At 57.7% G+C, this 16,138-nt stretch carries 16 protein-coding genes and 2 pseudogenes; 6 read left to right on the top strand and 12 right to left on the bottom strand.

Annotated features, from left to right (window positions below; translation table 11 throughout):
- Nucleotides 1-2,309 precede the first annotated feature (2,309 nt).
- On the top strand, nucleotides 2,310-2,816 hold the full coding sequence (locus ACVWW1_RS21220) for an EscU/YscU/HrcU family type III secretion system export apparatus switch protein (protein WP_456657338.1): 507 nt from the start codon (nucleotides 2,310-2,312) through the stop codon (nucleotides 2,814-2,816).
- A gap of 394 nt (nucleotides 2,817-3,210) precedes the next feature.
- Here ACVWW1_RS21220 and ACVWW1_RS21215 read toward each other — a convergent pair whose 3' ends face one another.
- From ACVWW1_RS21215 to ACVWW1_RS21190, 6 genes and pseudogenes are all read right to left on the bottom strand, one after another.
- Nucleotides 3,211-3,621: a hypothetical protein gene (locus ACVWW1_RS21215; RefSeq protein WP_429028919.1), complete on the bottom strand. Its 411-nt coding sequence runs from the start codon at nucleotides 3,619-3,621 to the stop codon at nucleotides 3,211-3,213.
- 9 nt (nucleotides 3,622-3,630) lie between these two features.
- A pseudogene (locus ACVWW1_RS21210) lies at nucleotides 3,631-5,108 on the bottom strand (type II and III secretion system protein family protein).
- Nucleotides 5,109-5,111: 3 nt separating this feature from the next.
- Entirely contained in the window at nucleotides 5,112-5,801 is a 690-nt protein-coding gene (locus tag ACVWW1_RS21205; RefSeq protein ID WP_429028920.1) for a response regulator, read from the bottom strand.
- A gap of 608 nt (nucleotides 5,802-6,409) precedes the next feature.
- Entirely contained in the window at nucleotides 6,410-6,721 is a 312-nt protein-coding gene (locus ACVWW1_RS21200; protein WP_429028921.1) for a transposase, read from the bottom strand.
- 268 nt (nucleotides 6,722-6,989) lie between these two features.
- Entirely contained in the window at nucleotides 6,990-7,346 is a 357-nt protein-coding gene (locus ACVWW1_RS21195) for an IS630 transposase-related protein (protein ID WP_456657337.1), read from the bottom strand.
- A 25-nt stretch (nucleotides 7,347-7,371) separates the two neighbouring features.
- Nucleotides 7,372-7,596, bottom strand: coding sequence for a hypothetical protein (locus ACVWW1_RS21190; RefSeq protein WP_456657336.1), 225 nt, complete (start codon nucleotides 7,594-7,596; stop codon nucleotides 7,372-7,374).
- Between the two features lie 421 nt (nucleotides 7,597-8,017).
- Between ACVWW1_RS21190 and ACVWW1_RS21185 the strand changes: the two genes are divergently transcribed.
- Complete coding sequence (locus ACVWW1_RS21185; protein WP_456660840.1) at nucleotides 8,018-8,479, top strand: hypothetical protein; 462 nt, start codon at nucleotides 8,018-8,020, stop codon at nucleotides 8,477-8,479.
- Here the strand turns inward: ACVWW1_RS21185 and ACVWW1_RS21180 are convergent.
- Both ACVWW1_RS21180 and ACVWW1_RS21175 read right to left on the bottom strand, forming a co-directional pair.
- The gene (locus ACVWW1_RS21180; protein ID WP_456657335.1) at nucleotides 8,376-8,693 is read right to left on the bottom strand and encodes an SPASM domain-containing protein; all 318 of its coding nucleotides are present in this window, start codon (nucleotides 8,691-8,693) and stop codon (nucleotides 8,376-8,378) included. The two genes, ACVWW1_RS21185 and ACVWW1_RS21180, sit on opposite strands and share 104 nt — an antisense overlap.
- Nucleotides 8,677-9,243 carry a hypothetical protein gene (locus ACVWW1_RS21175; RefSeq protein WP_456657334.1) on the bottom strand — a complete coding sequence of 189 codons (567 nt, stop codon included), beginning with the start codon at nucleotides 9,241-9,243 and terminating at the stop codon, nucleotides 8,677-8,679. The genes ACVWW1_RS21180 and ACVWW1_RS21175 overlap by 17 nt, the downstream gene beginning before the upstream one ends.
- A gap of 1,031 nt (nucleotides 9,244-10,274) precedes the next feature.
- On the opposite strand from ACVWW1_RS21175, the gene ACVWW1_RS21170 reads away from it, so the two are divergent.
- The 4 genes from ACVWW1_RS21170 to ACVWW1_RS21155 all read left to right on the top strand — a co-directional run bounded on the left by ACVWW1_RS21170 (nucleotide 10,275) and on the right by ACVWW1_RS21155 (nucleotide 13,535).
- On the top strand, nucleotides 10,275-10,730 hold the full coding sequence (locus ACVWW1_RS21170; protein WP_456657333.1) for a hypothetical protein: 456 nt from the start codon (nucleotides 10,275-10,277) through the stop codon (nucleotides 10,728-10,730).
- 338 nt (nucleotides 10,731-11,068) lie between these two features.
- A complete protein-coding gene (locus tag ACVWW1_RS21165) occupies nucleotides 11,069-12,310 on the top strand; it encodes a cytochrome P450 (protein ID WP_429028925.1) in 1,242 nt (413 codons plus the stop codon).
- Between the two features lie 509 nt (nucleotides 12,311-12,819).
- Nucleotides 12,820-12,948: a hypothetical protein gene (locus ACVWW1_RS21160; RefSeq protein ID WP_456657332.1), complete on the top strand. Its 129-nt coding sequence runs from the start codon at nucleotides 12,820-12,822 to the stop codon at nucleotides 12,946-12,948.
- A 368-nt stretch (nucleotides 12,949-13,316) separates the two neighbouring features.
- Nucleotides 13,317-13,535 carry a hypothetical protein gene (locus tag ACVWW1_RS21155; protein WP_429028926.1) on the top strand — a complete coding sequence of 73 codons (219 nt, stop codon included), beginning with the start codon at nucleotides 13,317-13,319 and terminating at the stop codon, nucleotides 13,533-13,535.
- A gap of 76 nt (nucleotides 13,536-13,611) precedes the next feature.
- Here ACVWW1_RS21155 and ACVWW1_RS21150 read toward each other — a convergent pair.
- From ACVWW1_RS21150 to ACVWW1_RS21135, 4 genes and pseudogenes are all read right to left on the bottom strand, one after another.
- Nucleotides 13,612-13,656: pseudogene (locus tag ACVWW1_RS21150) on the bottom strand (hypothetical protein); the annotation flags it as partial.
- Nucleotides 13,656-13,766 carry a hypothetical protein gene (locus tag ACVWW1_RS21145; RefSeq protein WP_456660636.1) on the bottom strand — a complete coding sequence of 37 codons (111 nt, stop codon included), beginning with the start codon at nucleotides 13,764-13,766 and terminating at the stop codon, nucleotides 13,656-13,658. The pseudogene ACVWW1_RS21150 and the gene ACVWW1_RS21145, both read right to left, overlap by 1 nt.
- Before the next feature lie 583 nt (nucleotides 13,767-14,349).
- A complete protein-coding gene (locus tag ACVWW1_RS21140; protein WP_456657331.1) occupies nucleotides 14,350-15,525 on the bottom strand; it encodes an IS110 family RNA-guided transposase in 1,176 nt (391 codons plus the stop codon).
- A 156-nt stretch (nucleotides 15,526-15,681) separates the two neighbouring features.
- Nucleotides 15,682-15,894, bottom strand: a complete 213-nt coding sequence (locus ACVWW1_RS21135) for a helix-turn-helix transcriptional regulator (RefSeq protein ID WP_429164911.1) — start codon at nucleotides 15,892-15,894, stop codon at nucleotides 15,682-15,684.
- Nucleotides 15,895-16,138: the final 244 nt, after the last annotated feature.

Raw genomic sequence — 16,138 nt, 5'->3', positions numbered from 1 at the left:
GTTTCGCGCGCGCCGCGGCCGGTGAGGCGTGCAGTTGTCGAGGGTGTGCCCTGCTGGCTCACGTCGAGATGCAGATGTGCTCGTCTCAGAGCGTATTCACACTTGCGCGACACCCAAAGTGCTTGAATCGACCGTAGCGTCAGGTTGTAGGCATTGCGAAGCAGAATCGGAGACCTTTGCAGAAGCATCATATTGGTAGCTAACGTCGCGAATGTCACAAGCGCAAAGTGCGCGCTGCTAGTGTGGCCGATCTCTGTCGTGTCTTGGTGCTCGCAGTAGGTGCGTTGCGCGGGGCCGGGCACGACGATTGGGTGAGTGCCGCAATGAACGGCGGGCCCGCATCTCGCTGCCGCGGCGTTTGTCTAGTTTCCGGCAAACAGATGAGGGCCACGGGGAAGAAGAATAGTGAAGCCTATGCGACTTAAGAGGGGTTCGGTGAATCGAAAACGACGAATGGGTTGGACTTACAATTCGCATCGCCATGCAGCTGTCTTCGCGGCAATTGCGATCGCTGCCACGTGCTGCACGGGATACGCTCGGGCGCGAGAGCGGCGCGCAGAGGAGGTCTTGACGTCGTGCAGGCCAGACGTGATGCGCCTCTGTGACAACTTTACAGGACGTAGCGACGTGGACGCTGCCATATTTTGTCTCAAGGACAACTTCAAAAGCTTAGGTATCGAATGTCGCCGCGTAATGCCAGCCGCGGCGCAGAGAAAGGGAGGACCGAAACGACGCGTCAACAAATGTCCGATCGTCCTCCAGCGAGAGTGAACCGCCCGAACGGAAGTTTTGAAACATAAGCGACGCGTGCCCCAAACTAATGGGCCGCTGAGCTTTCGCCAGGTAGGTCTCTCTCTAGAGCTGATCGAGCTGCAAGCGTCATCCTGCCGGCTCGCAATTGAGTCACCGGCGGCACGTGAGCTGCATGAATGATAAGCGCGATTGCGCGAATCGAGAGGGCGCGTGCGCGCATCGCGAGATGGTGATCCGATCTGAAGTGCGTATTTGGCGGATGCACCGCTTGCGGTCATCAACGGCCGTGCAGCCAATTCGGAGAAATTTGATGAGTTGCCATCAGTTCGCTGGAACTGGTCCGGAGAATATATCGGCGTGCACGCTTGAGGTGGTTACGGCCGGACTTCGTTCGGCAATCCGTACGGTTCATCAATCCATGGATCCGTCAATCTATGGCGATATCGTCGACAGCTCAAAGTTTCCGGCAACCTGGCCAAATCGGCTATAGCTGGCCAAAAATTGATGAACGTGAACGTCGGGAAGCTCATCCCCGGGTGGCCTTCCAACTCAGAGCGGCTCTGTGCGGGATTAGCTTGGCCTTGATTGTCGGCCGCGAAGGCGGAGATTCGGCACGCATCGACCCCTGAGAGGAGCCGGGTTTATGCCGTTCCGGCGTTCGAGATGGGCACTTCAGTAGAGTCGCTCGGTCCGATTGTGGTGCTTTTGGTCGAATCCACTTCACAGCGCAAGGCCAAAGGAAAGGCGAAGCTCAAGAGCCGTTCAAAGGCAGAAAGCTGTTCAAGTAGACGCTTCTCAACGACCTTACGTTCTACGTGAGGCAGCTCCGTTTTAAGCAATCTACGACAACGCCAGATCTCGTTCCGCACCCATCTGATCTCACTTAATCTATCATCAATCGACGTCATCACAGATGTTGGTTCACTGGTCTTGGAAACGATCAACCATGCGGGTCTTCAGTGTGCAGCCGGTCCATGGCTCCGTATTCATGCCGATTGGTTGCGTCTGAGAACGTGCAGATTGCCGCCCATTCCTCGGCGGAAGTGGCGACCGGTTCGATGCAAGGCTGTTGTCAATCACTATCACCTTACGCCGGGCTTATGACGAGAATTTGCAGAGGATCGCTACGTTTTTCGGGCGTCCAGATCCTCTGCGCTGCACAATTCCTGCGTTCTACAGGATGATCGGTGCGCGATCAAATACGAACGTCAGAGAGGCATTTAAGCGCGGCCGGCTGCGGAAGTTCTTGCGCCAGGGGGAGGGCGAGCAGTGCGGCTTTGATGAGACCGTCACATGGATGTCGCGTCTGACGGCCTGAATCCCGCCGAAGCGTCGAAATTGCGGCTGGTGAAAGACATGAGGGAGCGAAGCGCGCTTCGTGAGTTGTCCAATATGGAAGCGCGGCACCGAATCGCAGTTGAAGCGGTGGAGCGAGCGTCCAGGGATCTTGCAGACGCCGAGAAGCGCCGCGCCTCTTCTTTCTCCTCGACGTGCATCGTCCCTGGCGCAAGGTCAAGGTCACCGAGCGGCGAGCGGCACGAGATTACGCCCAATGCATGCGTGATCTCGTCGACATCCATTATCCCGACGCCGAGATCATCCGGGTCGTCCAGGCTTTTCTGATTAGCGGCTCGGCCGATCTGCTCATCCAGCGCTGGTTGTTCTTGCGCGATATGCGCATGACGCAGAGCGAAGCCAAGCGCGGGTCCAAGGAGCAGGACGGTAATCCGCACATCAAGGGTGAACACCGCAGGCTCGGTCGGGAGTCGGCGAACGAGTCTCCGCTCGGCGACCATCGGGCCACATTGATTCTGACGGGACGCGCGACGTTGATTGGGCTGCGTTACGTTCGTGGTGAGACCGGCGTCCCGGTATTGGTGTGCCTCGGCGAGGACGAAACGGCTTTACGGTTACTGGACGAAGCGCAGGCCCTGCGTCTGAGCATTATCGAGGACCATGTCTTGGTGCGTCAGTTGATCCGAAAAGGCGCGCCGGGAAAGGCCGTTCCAATGAACTGTTTTGAGAGGGTTGCAAAGGCAGTCTTTGCTGCGGGGCTGGCCTAGCTTCGCGCGCCAGAGCGATGCATTCGGGCCTTTGGTCAAAGCCCAATTGTCGCAGCACCTGATCTGCAGGCCGGGCGACCGGAAGAGGCAGCGTGAAGACTGAGTCTTGGGGGCTCGTCTGCTTATCGCGAGACCGGCGTGGACCGGAACACAACAAACGTTCATGCTGCTCGGGTCTAACGAGCCGCTTATTGGGTTTCTGGCGGAATCCTGTCATGGGTCCCATCTTCCAAATTGCTCTTATTGCCCGCCGCCGGGGCGCCGCGTGCGGTAAGAGGAAGCACCGCACGATCGGCATGACGGCCCCATTGCCCAGCAAGTCGCCAGGATCATTGATCATGACTGCGAGGTTATTCCGGACCGAGCAGCCAAGTCGAACTGGACGAATTGTCGTCTACAGAAGGCCCAACGATCGAGAGGGGGGAACAGATGGCAGGATGTGCTTCGTAATCACCTCGATCCGTACCCCGAAATGGGCGGACAGATCGATAGGGGAGGCGGACAGGCGGATATTGCAGGGCGCAACGCCCATCGCGCGCGCCTCATGGGCCACCTGCGCCATTAGCCGGGGCGAGCCAGCGACGTCGAGCTGGAGTGCATCCCGCCGACCGCGGCTGGCATTCGCAATGAAATTCCGCAGATCATACCTCTCGGTGCGACGGAGGTTCTGGAGCAGCAACACACTGGTCTTCTGCTCCACCCCGATCGCTTGTTCAGCCGGCCCGGAATGAATCGCAGCAGTATTTGTACATCCGCCCAGGGCTGCCGCAACCGCGATCAAATGGCACAGGTGTCGCAAGCTCATTCGCGGTCCTCATTCGATGATAAAGCCGGCACCGCCGGTCGCGCCCGGTGTAGCCGTGCGAGGCGCCTGGCGGCCTTCTGGCGAACCTGCCAGCGTGTTCGTCAAAGTGCGCCCCCCGTCCGAAGGCGGTCCGATGCGCTCAGTTGGCGCGCTCATCTTGCCCGGGCTAGATCCTGGGCGCACGATGTAGGGGGTGACAATGATGACCAGCTCCGTCTCCTGCCTTTGAAATGAAGAGGAGCGAAACAGCGCACCCAGGATCGGCACATCGCCTAACCAAGGAAAAGTACCAGTGTCAGTGCTGAAATTGCGCCTGATGAGTCCCCCGATGGCAAAGCTTTGACCGCTGGCAAGCTCGACGACAGTACTGGCACGCCGGGTGGAGAGACCTGGCACAGATATCCCGTTCGCGCTCACTTCGCCTTCTTTCGATCGTTCGCTGACTTCAGGCTTTACGTGGATATTGATCTGATTGTTGCTGAGAACGATCGGCACGAACTCGAGGCTGATCCCGAATTGACGAAACTGGACTGACGCTTGCCGATTGTCCTGCATCACCGGGATCGGAAATTCGCCGCCTGCCAGGAAACTTGCCGATTCACCGGACATGGCGGTCAGGTTCGGTTCAGCCAGGACTGAGGCGAGGTGCTCGCTGGCGAGTGCGTCGAGCACGGCATTGACGTTCGCACCGCCAACGCCGACTCCGACGCTGGCCGTGCCGCCGCCACGGCTTGCGCGGCTACCGCCAGCTTTGCCACTGCTAAGCCGAAAACAAAGGCGCCGTTTTGTCCCGAGGCAGAGAGATTGATGCCGAGCTCCTTCATGGCGCTGCGTGAAACCTCGGCGACCCGCACGCTCAAATTGACCTGTAATGAACCGGCTACCTGGATCGTGTTGACGACCAGCGCGCCCGCACTGAGATATTGCTCAGTGATCTTCCTGGCGCCGTCGACGATCTCGGCATTCGGCGCTGTCCCGCTCAGGATGGCATCACGCGCCGTATATGTGACCTGGATCGGATAGTCCCCGAGCTCGGCCTTGAGCGTGGCACGCAGATCTTCGACGGGTTGGGTGACGACAACGCGAAACTCAGCTAACGCCTCTCCATTTTCGTTCAAAGCGAAAAGGCTGGTCCGCCCCGGCTTTTTTCCAAAGACGAAGATGGTCGTGCTCGACGGCGCCTGATAGTCCGCAATCGCCGGGTCGGCAACAAAGATGCTCGCGGCTGGCGCTGGGAGACGAACAGTCTTGCCCTGGGAGGAGAGACACAGAGTTCCACTAAGGCTGTCAGGAGTTGCGCGAGGCGTCCCCTGATTGGCGTCGCGCCTCATCTCCGCTGCGGCAGTGAGAGGAACGAGGAGAGCGGTCGTGCACAGGGCGTACAAAAGGCGGGAAAGAACGGCAGACGTGACGGCGCTCGAAAGTCCGCGGCTGCCAGTATAACTATCAGGCGGAAGCTTCAGTTGTGCTTTGCTCTCGAGTTCCATCGGCTAGGCAGCGGATGCCGCCCTGCTCAGTTCAAGCGCGTAACCGATGCCGCGCGCGGTCTTGATCCGTAGCGTCGCACCTGACTGGTTCAAATGAGTGCGCAAGCGATATATCCCGACTTCCAGCGCGTTGGTCGAGACTTCGTGATCAAAGGCATAGAGGCCTTCCTCCAGCGACGCGCGCGGCGCGGTGCGCCCTGCGCGGTTGAGCAGATGTTCAAGGATGCAGATTTCACGACGCGCAATCTTCAACGGCCGCCCACCAACTGAGACCTGCCGGCCGATTGGATCGAAATGTAGATTGCCGAATGTCACGACAGGGGCCGTCATTTGCGACGACCGGCGCAAAATGGCGCGCATGTGCGCGATCAGCTCATCGATCGACACCGGCTTAGGCAGGAAATCGTCGGCACCACCATTGAAGATCGCGATCCGTCTGCCGAGATCGTTCAAGCTGCTCATCGTTATCGCGGGCATCGAGTATCCTTCGCGTCTGAGCTGCTTCAGCCAGTCCAGGCCATCTCCATCCGGCAGAACCAGCTCGAGCAACAGAATGTGATAGCTGGCGCAAGCCAGAGCGATCTGCGCTTCGTTAAGGGTGCCGATGACGTCAACGGCAAAACCGCGAGCTGATAGCGCCTCCTTTACGACGCGCGCGAAGTCCACATCACGATCAACAAAGAGAATTCGCATCTAATCGCCTTTCGTCCGACCACGCCAAGATCCGAGCGCATCAACGTCGGTAAGGAGGTCCGACGAATCCAGAGAGCTCCCGTTTGGGAAATGCCAGAGGCGCGGAGCGATGTTGAAGAGCAGGGTGAGGCGCGACCAACGCCGGCCCATCAGCCCAGAGGCTGTTATGCCAGACGAAGCGACTGATAGGCGCCCAACCAGCGGAAGATCCTTTTGAGAGGGGAGATAACGAACGAACACCGGAAAGTTTCGGTATTCAGTTCTGTTTGATGCCGCCGATGCTACAGCTCGACGACAGCGGACCGGCGCTGAATTTGGCCGCATGCGGTCCGCTCTGCCGTCGAGGGGCTCGTTTTATCCCGGCTGCAACTCGCATGCTGGCGGATCTACTGCGCTGTGCATAGGGTTGTTGACGACCCGCCAATCGGGAGAAGTGATGCGCGACGATCATGACGCAGTCGAGCGGTGTGATCTTGTGACGTTGAGACATTCGCAATTTTAGCTCCCTGTCTGGAGTGCGACGCGGCGGATGCCGCGACTTGTCCAAGAGCGTACAATCTGACGCCGGGTGCGATTCAAGTCCATTTCGGAGCTAAAGCGGATTCCGGTCATTTTGAAACATAGCCTGCGTGAGCGAAATAGTTGGCGCATTCGCTTGGGCTTAGTTGTGGGATGAACGAACGGATCGCGCGAGTGAGATGCGGAACTGTTCGCGCCGCGACCTTGCGCAGGTACGCCTTAAATTTGCTGTAAGGCAGCTCGATCGGATTAAGATCAGGCGAGTATTTCGGGAGATACCGCACGCTCGCCTTTACCTTCTCAATCGCTTCCCTCACGGCAGGAGCCATGTGAACTCGGCAGTTATCCATCACCACGATGTCGTTGCGCCGGGAGGGTTGGAACCAAGCACTGCTCAACATAGGCGAGGAACATTTCTCCGGTCATAGCTCCCTCGACCACCGGGCAGTCATTTTATTGTGGCGCAAAGCCGCCACGAAAGTGATTGTCTCCCATGACCCCAGCGGAACGGCGCCGATCACCCCGACACCCCTTGGCGCACGCCCCCCGAGCCGCACCAGATTTGTGCTGACCGCAGTCTCGTCGATGAACACGAGCCGGGCGGGATCAAGAAAACCTTGCTCTCGTATCCAACGTCGGCGTGCTCGGGCAACGTCCTCTCGCTGCCGTTCAGTAGCTTGCAGGCTTTTTTTTAAAGGTGATGTTGTGACGGTCGAGAAAACGCCACAGCGCGCTGCGGCTGGTTCGAATTCGCCGCTTGCGCAGCTCTGCAAGCGTCTCCACCAGGGTCAGGTCTGGATGATCAGCAATCACAGCCAAAATCTCTGTCGCGAACTCTTCGAGTGGCGAAACGCTTCCGCCGCGCGGCTTCGCAGCGGCCCTGTTATCGTCTCGCCAGCGCTGCAGCCACTTGACCGCCGATACTACGCTCACCTCGAAACGTTCGGCCGCCTCGCGCCGTGACGCGCCCGCAGCCACGGCCTCGATAACGCGCTCCCGCAGGTCACAAGAATAGGCCTTCGGCACCGCCCGCCCACGCCGGCAAGGAGAATCAATGCACAGAGTCTCCATCATCGCTAACCGTTTGGGAATCCCTCAGATTCAAATCCGGCGGAAACTGCTTTAGGCACTTGAAACGCGGGTTCAAGGCGTAGGACTCTTCGAATGCCGAGACGACGACCTTTTCCTTTGGCCGCAGCTTCTTGGCGAAATCGATCAACGTATCGTCATCGAGCCGAGAAATTGACTGGTCAGACTGCTTCAGCGCCTCGGCCAATCTGCGAAGTCGACGATCATAAACTTCGACGGTGGTCGCACTCAGCTTGGTCTTCGCTCGAGCGCGGCAGCGGACGCTGCTTGGATGAGGCGATCGTCTTACTCAGCGACATCATGAAGCTCCCTGTGGGGGATATATGGGGCCAATCTGTCGCGCATCTCCCAGGTGGTGCTGCTCTAACGCCGCTCGCTGCTGTTGCAGCTGCTCCACGGTGGTGTCGGACGCAGCGGATCGGCTGGGCTGATATCGTTAAGCCTATCCAATTCCCGTCCGCTGGCATCGATCTCTCGTTCTCACGCTACCAATATCGGCTTTCCTAAACCTGACGTGGCATAGTGAAAGGTAGAATGAGCGACGACCTGCAGGTACCCTATCTCGATAGACGCTGCAGCGTAGGTCGTGCCAGCAAGGAAGGCGTCTGATGACAAAAGAGAGTTGTCAGCCGAAGATCTCAGCTGCAGTTGGCGTATGCCCTTCCACTGATGAGCGTGATCGTGATGCGCTTCCGATTTCGATCGCGGTGATCGTGGCGGTCGATCGCGGATATGCGCGTTCAGCGTCGGCGAAACAGCAAATGGTAGCTCACGCCGAAGAGCTTTTCGCGGCTGGGATAGCCAACTGCGGTCACGTCAGTGATGCTGAGGGAGCGGCAGTTCGGATTGCCGCGCAGACGGGTAACGAAGTCCGGTTGCAGGCCGCAACTGGCGGGGCGACCTGCAGCTCCTCGTCATATCATTCCTCACAGACCCATAGCATCGGCACGCAAGCGGGGCTGCCGCTCAAGAAGCTTGGTAGGCACCCATCGTACATCCCGACGCCTGTGGTCTGGCAAACTCACACATCCTGCAAAGCAGAAACCCATCCCTTCCGTTCATTCGATTGACGATTTCGCGAAAGCTTGGTCCTTCGAAGAGATCTTCGTATTCCTCGCGCAGAAGGTTGCCCAAGACGTGGCGCCGCTCAAAATCCATACAACAAAGAGTGACGTCGCCATTTGGGAGAAGGACATTCCGATATTGCCGTTTGCCAATACATGTCAGAGTTCCGACGAGCGGCTGTCGATCGATGCTTCCGCGCCTTCTACCGAGCGGCTGCAAGCGCGCTAGCGTTCCGGCGGGAATTATGCCGAACGAGATCGGGATGGACGTTGCCGACGACGACGAATCGAATTGACGGAATGTTCGCCTCGACCAGTCGGCGCATGACATTGAGATAGGTCTTTCCGACAAGGCGGCTGTTCATGTAAGTGCCGTCATCGAGGACGTGGACAACGAATGCCCTGAACTTCAGCATTCGCAACCGCCGAATGTCACTCCCATTCATACCGACAAGAGTCGTGAAAATTCGGACGCCATGGCCGAGTGCGTAAGCATGCTCAACCATCTTGGTGCACGCCGGATGGAGCCAAGGCTCTGAGTAGCCCGCAAAACTGATGTCGATAGCTGTCGGTACGCGTGCCAGACACTGCTTGAAATCCTGAAGACCAAGGTGCTTCGCTTGGGAGATTGGCCTTTGACGATCGGCAAACTTGTCCTGGAGGCAATATGAACATCGGACGATACATCCTGCGGTCGTGGTTATCTCTAATACGCCGCCACCGGGATTGGCTGCGCGTAAGTTTTGCGACACCAAGGAGTATGCGGTCATTCTGGCTGGTCCTTTCAGCTGCCGGAGCAAGGAATTGCATGAGCAGGGCGCAGCGTTCAGTGCACAGCGGCTTGCTTTGCTTCCGTCGGATTGCAATTCAAGGATGGGAACGTTGACAAAAAGGCCCCTGGACGAAGCTCCTAGCAGATCGCCAACGCTGTGCCGAGTTCGCCAATCCGCTACCGAAGGTCGGATCAGCCTGGCGTGTCGCAACCCCACTCTCAGCCTCGACTGCCGCTTAGGATCGTTGACTGCTACTGACATCCTCGTTCGGTCTCGCCACACGCCAGATGCCCGGGTTCGGTGGCGCTCGCCGGGCTGCTTCGTTGAAGAGGCGTAAGTTGGCCCGCGAGGAAACGTTCGATCCTGAGGGACCGGATCGGAAATCTATTTCCGGCGATCGAGTGGACGAGGTCGCCACATTCGGACTGCTCCCGGCTACATACATCGTGCCGATTGGCGGCCATTGTCTTACCTCAAACGCTAAAGATCGCCATGCGGCAAGGTGACCTGCCGATCGGAGCAAGGTCACTACTACCGTGAGAACTGCCATAACCAGAGTTGACCGAGAGCGTCCAGCGCGCTCAGGGCGTTGGAATAGCCTGCGTTGGCTTGCCGGGACAGTTGTAGCGCACTCGAGATCGTACAATATGACGCTACGTGCGATTCAAGCTCGTTCGGCGGGCTATCACGAGCTTGGAGCTCTCTGCCGCGTTGTGAACGCCCGCAGCTCCGATATTGAAGGATGCTTCTGTTGCGAGAACTTCGGTGATCGTATCGCTAAGAGAGAGCCAAGGAAAGCAAGCCCCATCTCAGGCGCCCATTTCTTTCTCCTGGTTTGCGACCGCGGAGCAACCTACCGATCGTGTCGGAGGCAAGACGCCCTGTGACCACCGCAGGATTTCTTCTGTGCATCACTGACGCCGTAGACTGGGTATGATATCTATCATGTTTCCGTTCCGGAGAACGAAATTTCGTCAGCTCCTGGAAGCTGATCGTCCCGGCAAGGCAGCCGACGCAGGAAGCATTGTTTGAGCAACACCTTGGCAAGGTTAGTGCAATATCAGCTACGAATGTCGAGCGAGATCATTTCCGAAGAGCGTGCCGAGATGCTTCTGGAATCGCGAACGATGCGTAACTGGCATCTGACCCGCTTCAGTGGGGACATGGTATTTTCTCCGATCACGGCTTGCGTGCCGGACTGCTGTTTCATTTGTCGCGAGGCGATAGCGCTCGCGATCGGTCTGGACGATATGCATGTATTGCAGCAGGCGATCGAGCATCTTGGCCCCCGAAGCCCGATCATCCGCGAAGGGTCCGTGCGCCGCCTAAATGGCAGGTTGGCTAGCCAGGATGCTGGATGCTCGCAGGTTTGCTGCCATGTCGAGGAACAAACTGGGTTTTCCAGGAGGGACGGCGGTACCGATTTCGTCGACCACGATCGGCCTTGGCTACTGTCACCTCACGATCCTGCGGCCAGCGAGTAGCCACCTCAAGTACGGCCGCGAGGAGCCGAGGACGTCGCGCAACGAAGTCGGAAGCTGCGGTCACATTGCATCCTCTTCGATAACTCGAGTAGCGATGCCGCTGCTATGACGATGCCCGCGTAGTGGTGATAGTTCTCATCGATCCACTGAAGCAAATCGATTCAGAAAGTCAATCCGATCCTTACTGCCGGACATGGTAGGAGGGACGGTCTGCACTTTGGGATATTCTGTGCGAGGAGCGGCGCGCTCGCAACCAAAACACCATGGCAGCTCGAAACCATGGATCCCGACCTGTGGATGCGTAAGCTCTCGACAGAGCAAAATCCGCGGAGACGATCATGAAAACCCGATTAGCAAATTATGGAGCCGACGATGCGTGTAATATCTCGCTGAGCAATCTCGATGTAAGCGAAGCCAAGCGCTTTCAAGATGATAGCATTTGGAGATGGTTCGAGCGGCTGCGAAGGGAAGATCCGGTTCACTACTGCCAGGATAGCCCTTATGGTCCATATTGGTCCATAACGAAATACCGCGATATCGTAGCAGTAGATACAAATCACAAGGCATTCTCTTCAGAGCAAGGTGTCACTATTGTCGACGTGCCTAATGAGCACTGGACTCAGAGTTTCATCAAGACGGGTCCTCCTAAACATCGCGAGCAGCGCAATACTGTAAGTCCGATAGTCGCACCGGAAAACCTGACGAAGCTCGAGAGCCTGATCCGCTCTCGGGTCAGGGCGATTCTGGACGGCTTGCCTCGCAACGTCGCCTTCAATTGGGTGGACATGGTCTCCATTGAGTTGACGACGCAGATGCTCGCCACGTTATTCGACTTTCCATTTGAGGATCGGCGTCTCTTGACCTATTGGTCGGATATAGCTGTCGCGATTCCTAAAAAAGGCCAAGTGATCGACAGTTGGGCCAAGCGGAGCACACTCTTGTCCGGGTGCTTGGATTATTTCACTCGACTTTGGAACGAGCGGATCGATGCCGAGCCGCGCGTCGACCTGATTTCTTTGATGGCGCACTCGCCCGCCACACGCGATATGGAGCCGAGTGAGTTTCTCGGGAACCTGATTCTGCTGATCGTGGGGGGGAATGACACAACGCGCAACTCGATTACCGGTGGCCTTCTGTTCATGAATCAGCACCCCTGCGAGCTGCGAAAACTACGCGACAATCCCAGGCTGGTGTCGAGCGCCGTGTCCGAGATAATTCGATATCAGACGCCCATCGCTCATATGCGCCGCAACGCCGCGGCCGATAGCATCGTAGGTGGGAAACAGATCAGGAAGGGCGACAAGGTCGTCATGTGGTACATCTCTGGCAACCGAGACGAAGAGGTCATCGAGAACGCCAACAGTTTCGTCATCGACCGCAAGAACGTACGGCAGCATCTCTCGTTCGGATTCGGAATCCATCGCTGCGTTGGTCGACACCTCGCGGAACTGCAGTTGAAAGTCCTCTGGGAAGAGATCTTGAATGCGCGACTGGAGGTCAAGGTTGTCGGCGAACCCGAGCGAATTGCGTCTAACTTTGTGCACGGCTATTCCGCACTGCCTGTGCAGATTGCTGCTTAGGCTGTGATGCTCTGGCCTGAGAGCCAGCAAGCGGCGCGCTTGCGTCCGTCTTGGGCCACTCTCGCTGCTGCACAGTAATGAAAGCGCTTTGATCGGTGCGAAGGAATCACTGCATCTCGGGATCCGGGCAGCCGCCGGACAGACGTTGAATTGTCTGCGAGGGGCGATAGACGGTGGTGCCTTGCCGAAGGCCTTTGCGTTTCCAGCTGTCAAAGGCAGCACGGAGATGGAGTCAATATTCGGTGGTGCCGTTGACCTTGCGTTTTTCGAAACGAGGCGATCAGCTTGATCTTGAAGATTGTAGCGGTAGCAGCGATTTTCCTTGGAGAAGCGCGATTCGATAATCGCGGAGTTGATTGCCTCAAGGCAGTCTGGAAAGGCCGGCGGGGATCTGACAATGCTCCTGCCGATGTTTGTGCTGATATCCTTTGCTGGTATCCTGCTCGTCTTCGGATGCGCGCTCGGCTACACGCATCTTAAGAATATTTCGATAATTATCGCAAATATCGGTGGAAGCTATTATTGTGGTGGTTGAACCGCTTCTCACCGTTCTGCTCTTTCGAGACCTGCCGACGGTCGGTTCGCTGATCGGGCTGGCGCTCGGCGGGCTTGGCACGCTCGCTGCGATATTTTTATGAGCGGTGACTGGGCTTGGATGGGCGGCAGCTTTGGCAGGTTGTACTCTGAAAGGGACTTGTGCGACGTCGGTCCTGCTCGATTCTGAGGTCAAGGAAGAAAATGCTGTTCTGACGTTCTACGTCTGGTCAGGATCGGTGTATGACCGCTGGATCCGTAAACGCTTCGGACTCGCACCTCCTTCCCAGATCAATAGACGTGCGCGGCAGCTGAAGGTGTGCCAGTCGATATGCGCCCGGTCGTTTTGGCTCTCCACAATCCACCAGTCCCTTTCAGGACGCGAGCATTCTCGTGGCGGCTCTCACGTATTCAGGATGGCCTTTGCCAAGTTCCTATAGCAAAGCAGCCGGCATAGGGCGGGCTTTTAAGGTTGGCGGCAGGAACAGGTGAAAAGCATCAGTACATCCCCATCTTCTATTCTCGCGAATGGACCGGTCCGGATGGTCGTTTGTGCGAATACACCGGGCCGTACCGTCAGGTGAAGCCACAATGGAAGCACCCGGACGCCACCGGCTACATCCGCAGGCTTTACACGGTGCCGGGCAATGAGCCCAGCGTAGCTGAGTACATCGAGCACCACTTCTTTTAGGATCACCATAGCGAATATCATCATCGTCGGCGACGAACTGCAGGGCGCCGACACAGTCCCTGCCGATGGCAGCGAGCAAGCTATAGGCGTCGGTTCCGGCGGCACCAACCTTTTGCGCCATCAGGGCGGCGCAGCGCATCGGAATCGGGGAGGAGGTTGTCGAAGACTGCTGTGACCGTTTCGCCGCGGAAAGGCGTCCTCTCGCAACGGCAGCGAGAGCGAAACAGGCAGGGCATGCTCCCAGCCAAGCCATTCAGTCTCGTACCGGAATTCGATGGTGCCGCTAGCTTATATGAGGGCTTGGCGTGTCAAGAAGTTTTTCGCGATCAACATTTCTTCTCTTCCTACGTTTCAAGAGGGGGCTCGTGCGAGCGCAGTTCTGCATTGATGGCACGGCAGGCCCCTTTGCTTGGCCGCGCTGAGCGGTCAACCGCCCGGAGCCCGGAGGGTCGCGCCGGAAGGCGCGAGGGGTTGACGGCGAAAGCGCGCGCCGAGCTACAATTGGTGTCCGGCCCATTACGCTGCAAACGTAACTGCGTTTCTGTTGATCCTCTTTCCCCGTTTTGACGTTCCCGATGACGTTTGTTCAATTGACCCAAGGCGGAGCCCCTTTCGCTATGCGGCGCTCGCCGCATCAACTTATATCCGGTCGGGACGAGCCCATACCAAGGTCCCTCATGCAACAGTGCGAGGGCACAGGGCTCCAAGGAGGATGGGACCATTCTACTTTGCGGCGTATTGCAGCCAGGCTAGGCTACCGGTCACACATCCGCCTTGGAATCGGTAATGTTCCTTTCGTCCTCTTTCAGTGAATCTAGTCACACCCCTTCAGAGCAGTGCCTTCAGGCACCAGACCTGTCTCAAGATAGCGCCAGAGCGCAATCAGCAGCTTGCGTGCGACGGCGACGATCGTAATCCGCCGGATGCGGCCCTTGAGTTTGCCAACACGATCGCGGAACCAGATACTCAAGGGGCTGTCAGGCTGATGCCGCAACCACAGCCAGGCGAGCTCAATCATGACCGTGCGAGCCTTGGCGTTGCCAGCCTTGCTGATCCCCTGATCACGGCACGTCGCGCCGCTCTGGAAATGCGCTGGCGTCAGACCGACATAGCTCGCCAATTGTTTGCGATTGTCGAATGAGCGGTAGAACACTTCGCCGACAAGTGTGTTCGCAAATTCGGGCCCGATGCACTTAATTATGGCCAGATCCTGGATCTTCTTTGCGCTCGTATGCTCCGCCTCAGTCTTGGCCGATGCAATGGCATCGCGCTCCGCCTCGATCGTTTTGATCATTCCGATGACAAGCTCCAACCGCTGCAGTTCGCGCAGGAGTTCCGCCATGAGTCGCGGCGGCAACGACCGACCATCAGCGGTGCGCAACCGTTCCAGCTGCTGCATCCGATCGCGGCGCAGGGGTTGGTACTCATAGATGCCATGGATCGCGAGCAGTCCCTTGATCCGGTTGACATGTTGGATACGTTCGTTAATCAACCGACCACGCTCACGATGGAGCCGACGGTTGTCCTCTTCGGCGATACTTGGCACGCGCACAACGCTCCAAACCTTCGGCTCACCTCGCAGATACGCCATCAGTGATCGGAGCAATCGCTCGACATCGACGCGGTCAGTCTTCGCGCGACGCGCCCGACGATCAACCTGCAGACTTGCCGGATCAATGACGTAGTTGCGGATGCCGTGTGCTTCGAGCAGGCGGTGGAGCCAGAAGCCGTCGTAGCCAGCTTCGTAGCAAGAAATGATTTCCACGCGCCGCTTTGTTTCTCTGGCAACTCGCGTCCGGATCCGCTCGCACAGATCCAACAGCTCCTTCCCATCCCAGGGCTTCAACGTGTGGCGACTGACCTTGTCCGACAAGGGCGTGTTGACGGCAACAATCCAACTTTTCTTGCTCAATTCGATTGCAAGAAGACAGCGTACGGCGTCATCATGGGTTGCGGCGGGCGGCAGGTTGTTCACTGTCCGGGTTTCCATCAGCGTCTCTCCTATGCACCTGGTGAAGGTAGAAACCGAAGCGGTAACACAAACCTCCTGTCCGTCGCGCCTGCATAGGATCTACTTTGATAAGCCGACCGACAAGCCGGTTGTTGAGGAGCACGCGCAGCAGCACATGGCGGGGGCGGCGCGCCATCAGAGGATATCCTCGATTTCTGCCGGGTTGGTCTTGCTGCGGGCCACAATCCGGAATTCGAGGTCGAGGGCGGCTAGCACGGCGAGGATGGTCTTCAGCCTCGCCGCCGGGTTACCGGTCTCGATCAGAGAAATCGTCTCCTGTCGCACCCCCGCCAGATCGGCAAGCTGCGTCTGGCTGAGGTCACGCTTTTTGCGGGCGCGGCGTATCAGATTGCCTATTTGCTATGGTGTCCTTGCGAGGTCGGTCATGCCCACTGTCCGACCCCATTTATGCGACAGATCCGATAAAGCTGCAATATTCGGATATGGCGCATGAAACCAAGTTATGTGCTAACTCGCATAAGATCGAGTTATCGGAGTTGGCGCATAGAAAACTCGCGCCGCCGGCTTGCGGTTGTTCCCGAACTGTTCTATTTCGGTAATCCACTGCGAGTCTCCCGCGACTAGTCTTCCC

Source organism: Bradyrhizobium sp. JR3.5 (assembly GCF_054057015.1).
The sequence above is the reverse complement of the archived record's forward strand: the minus strand, read 5'-3'. Positions and strand labels throughout refer to the sequence as shown.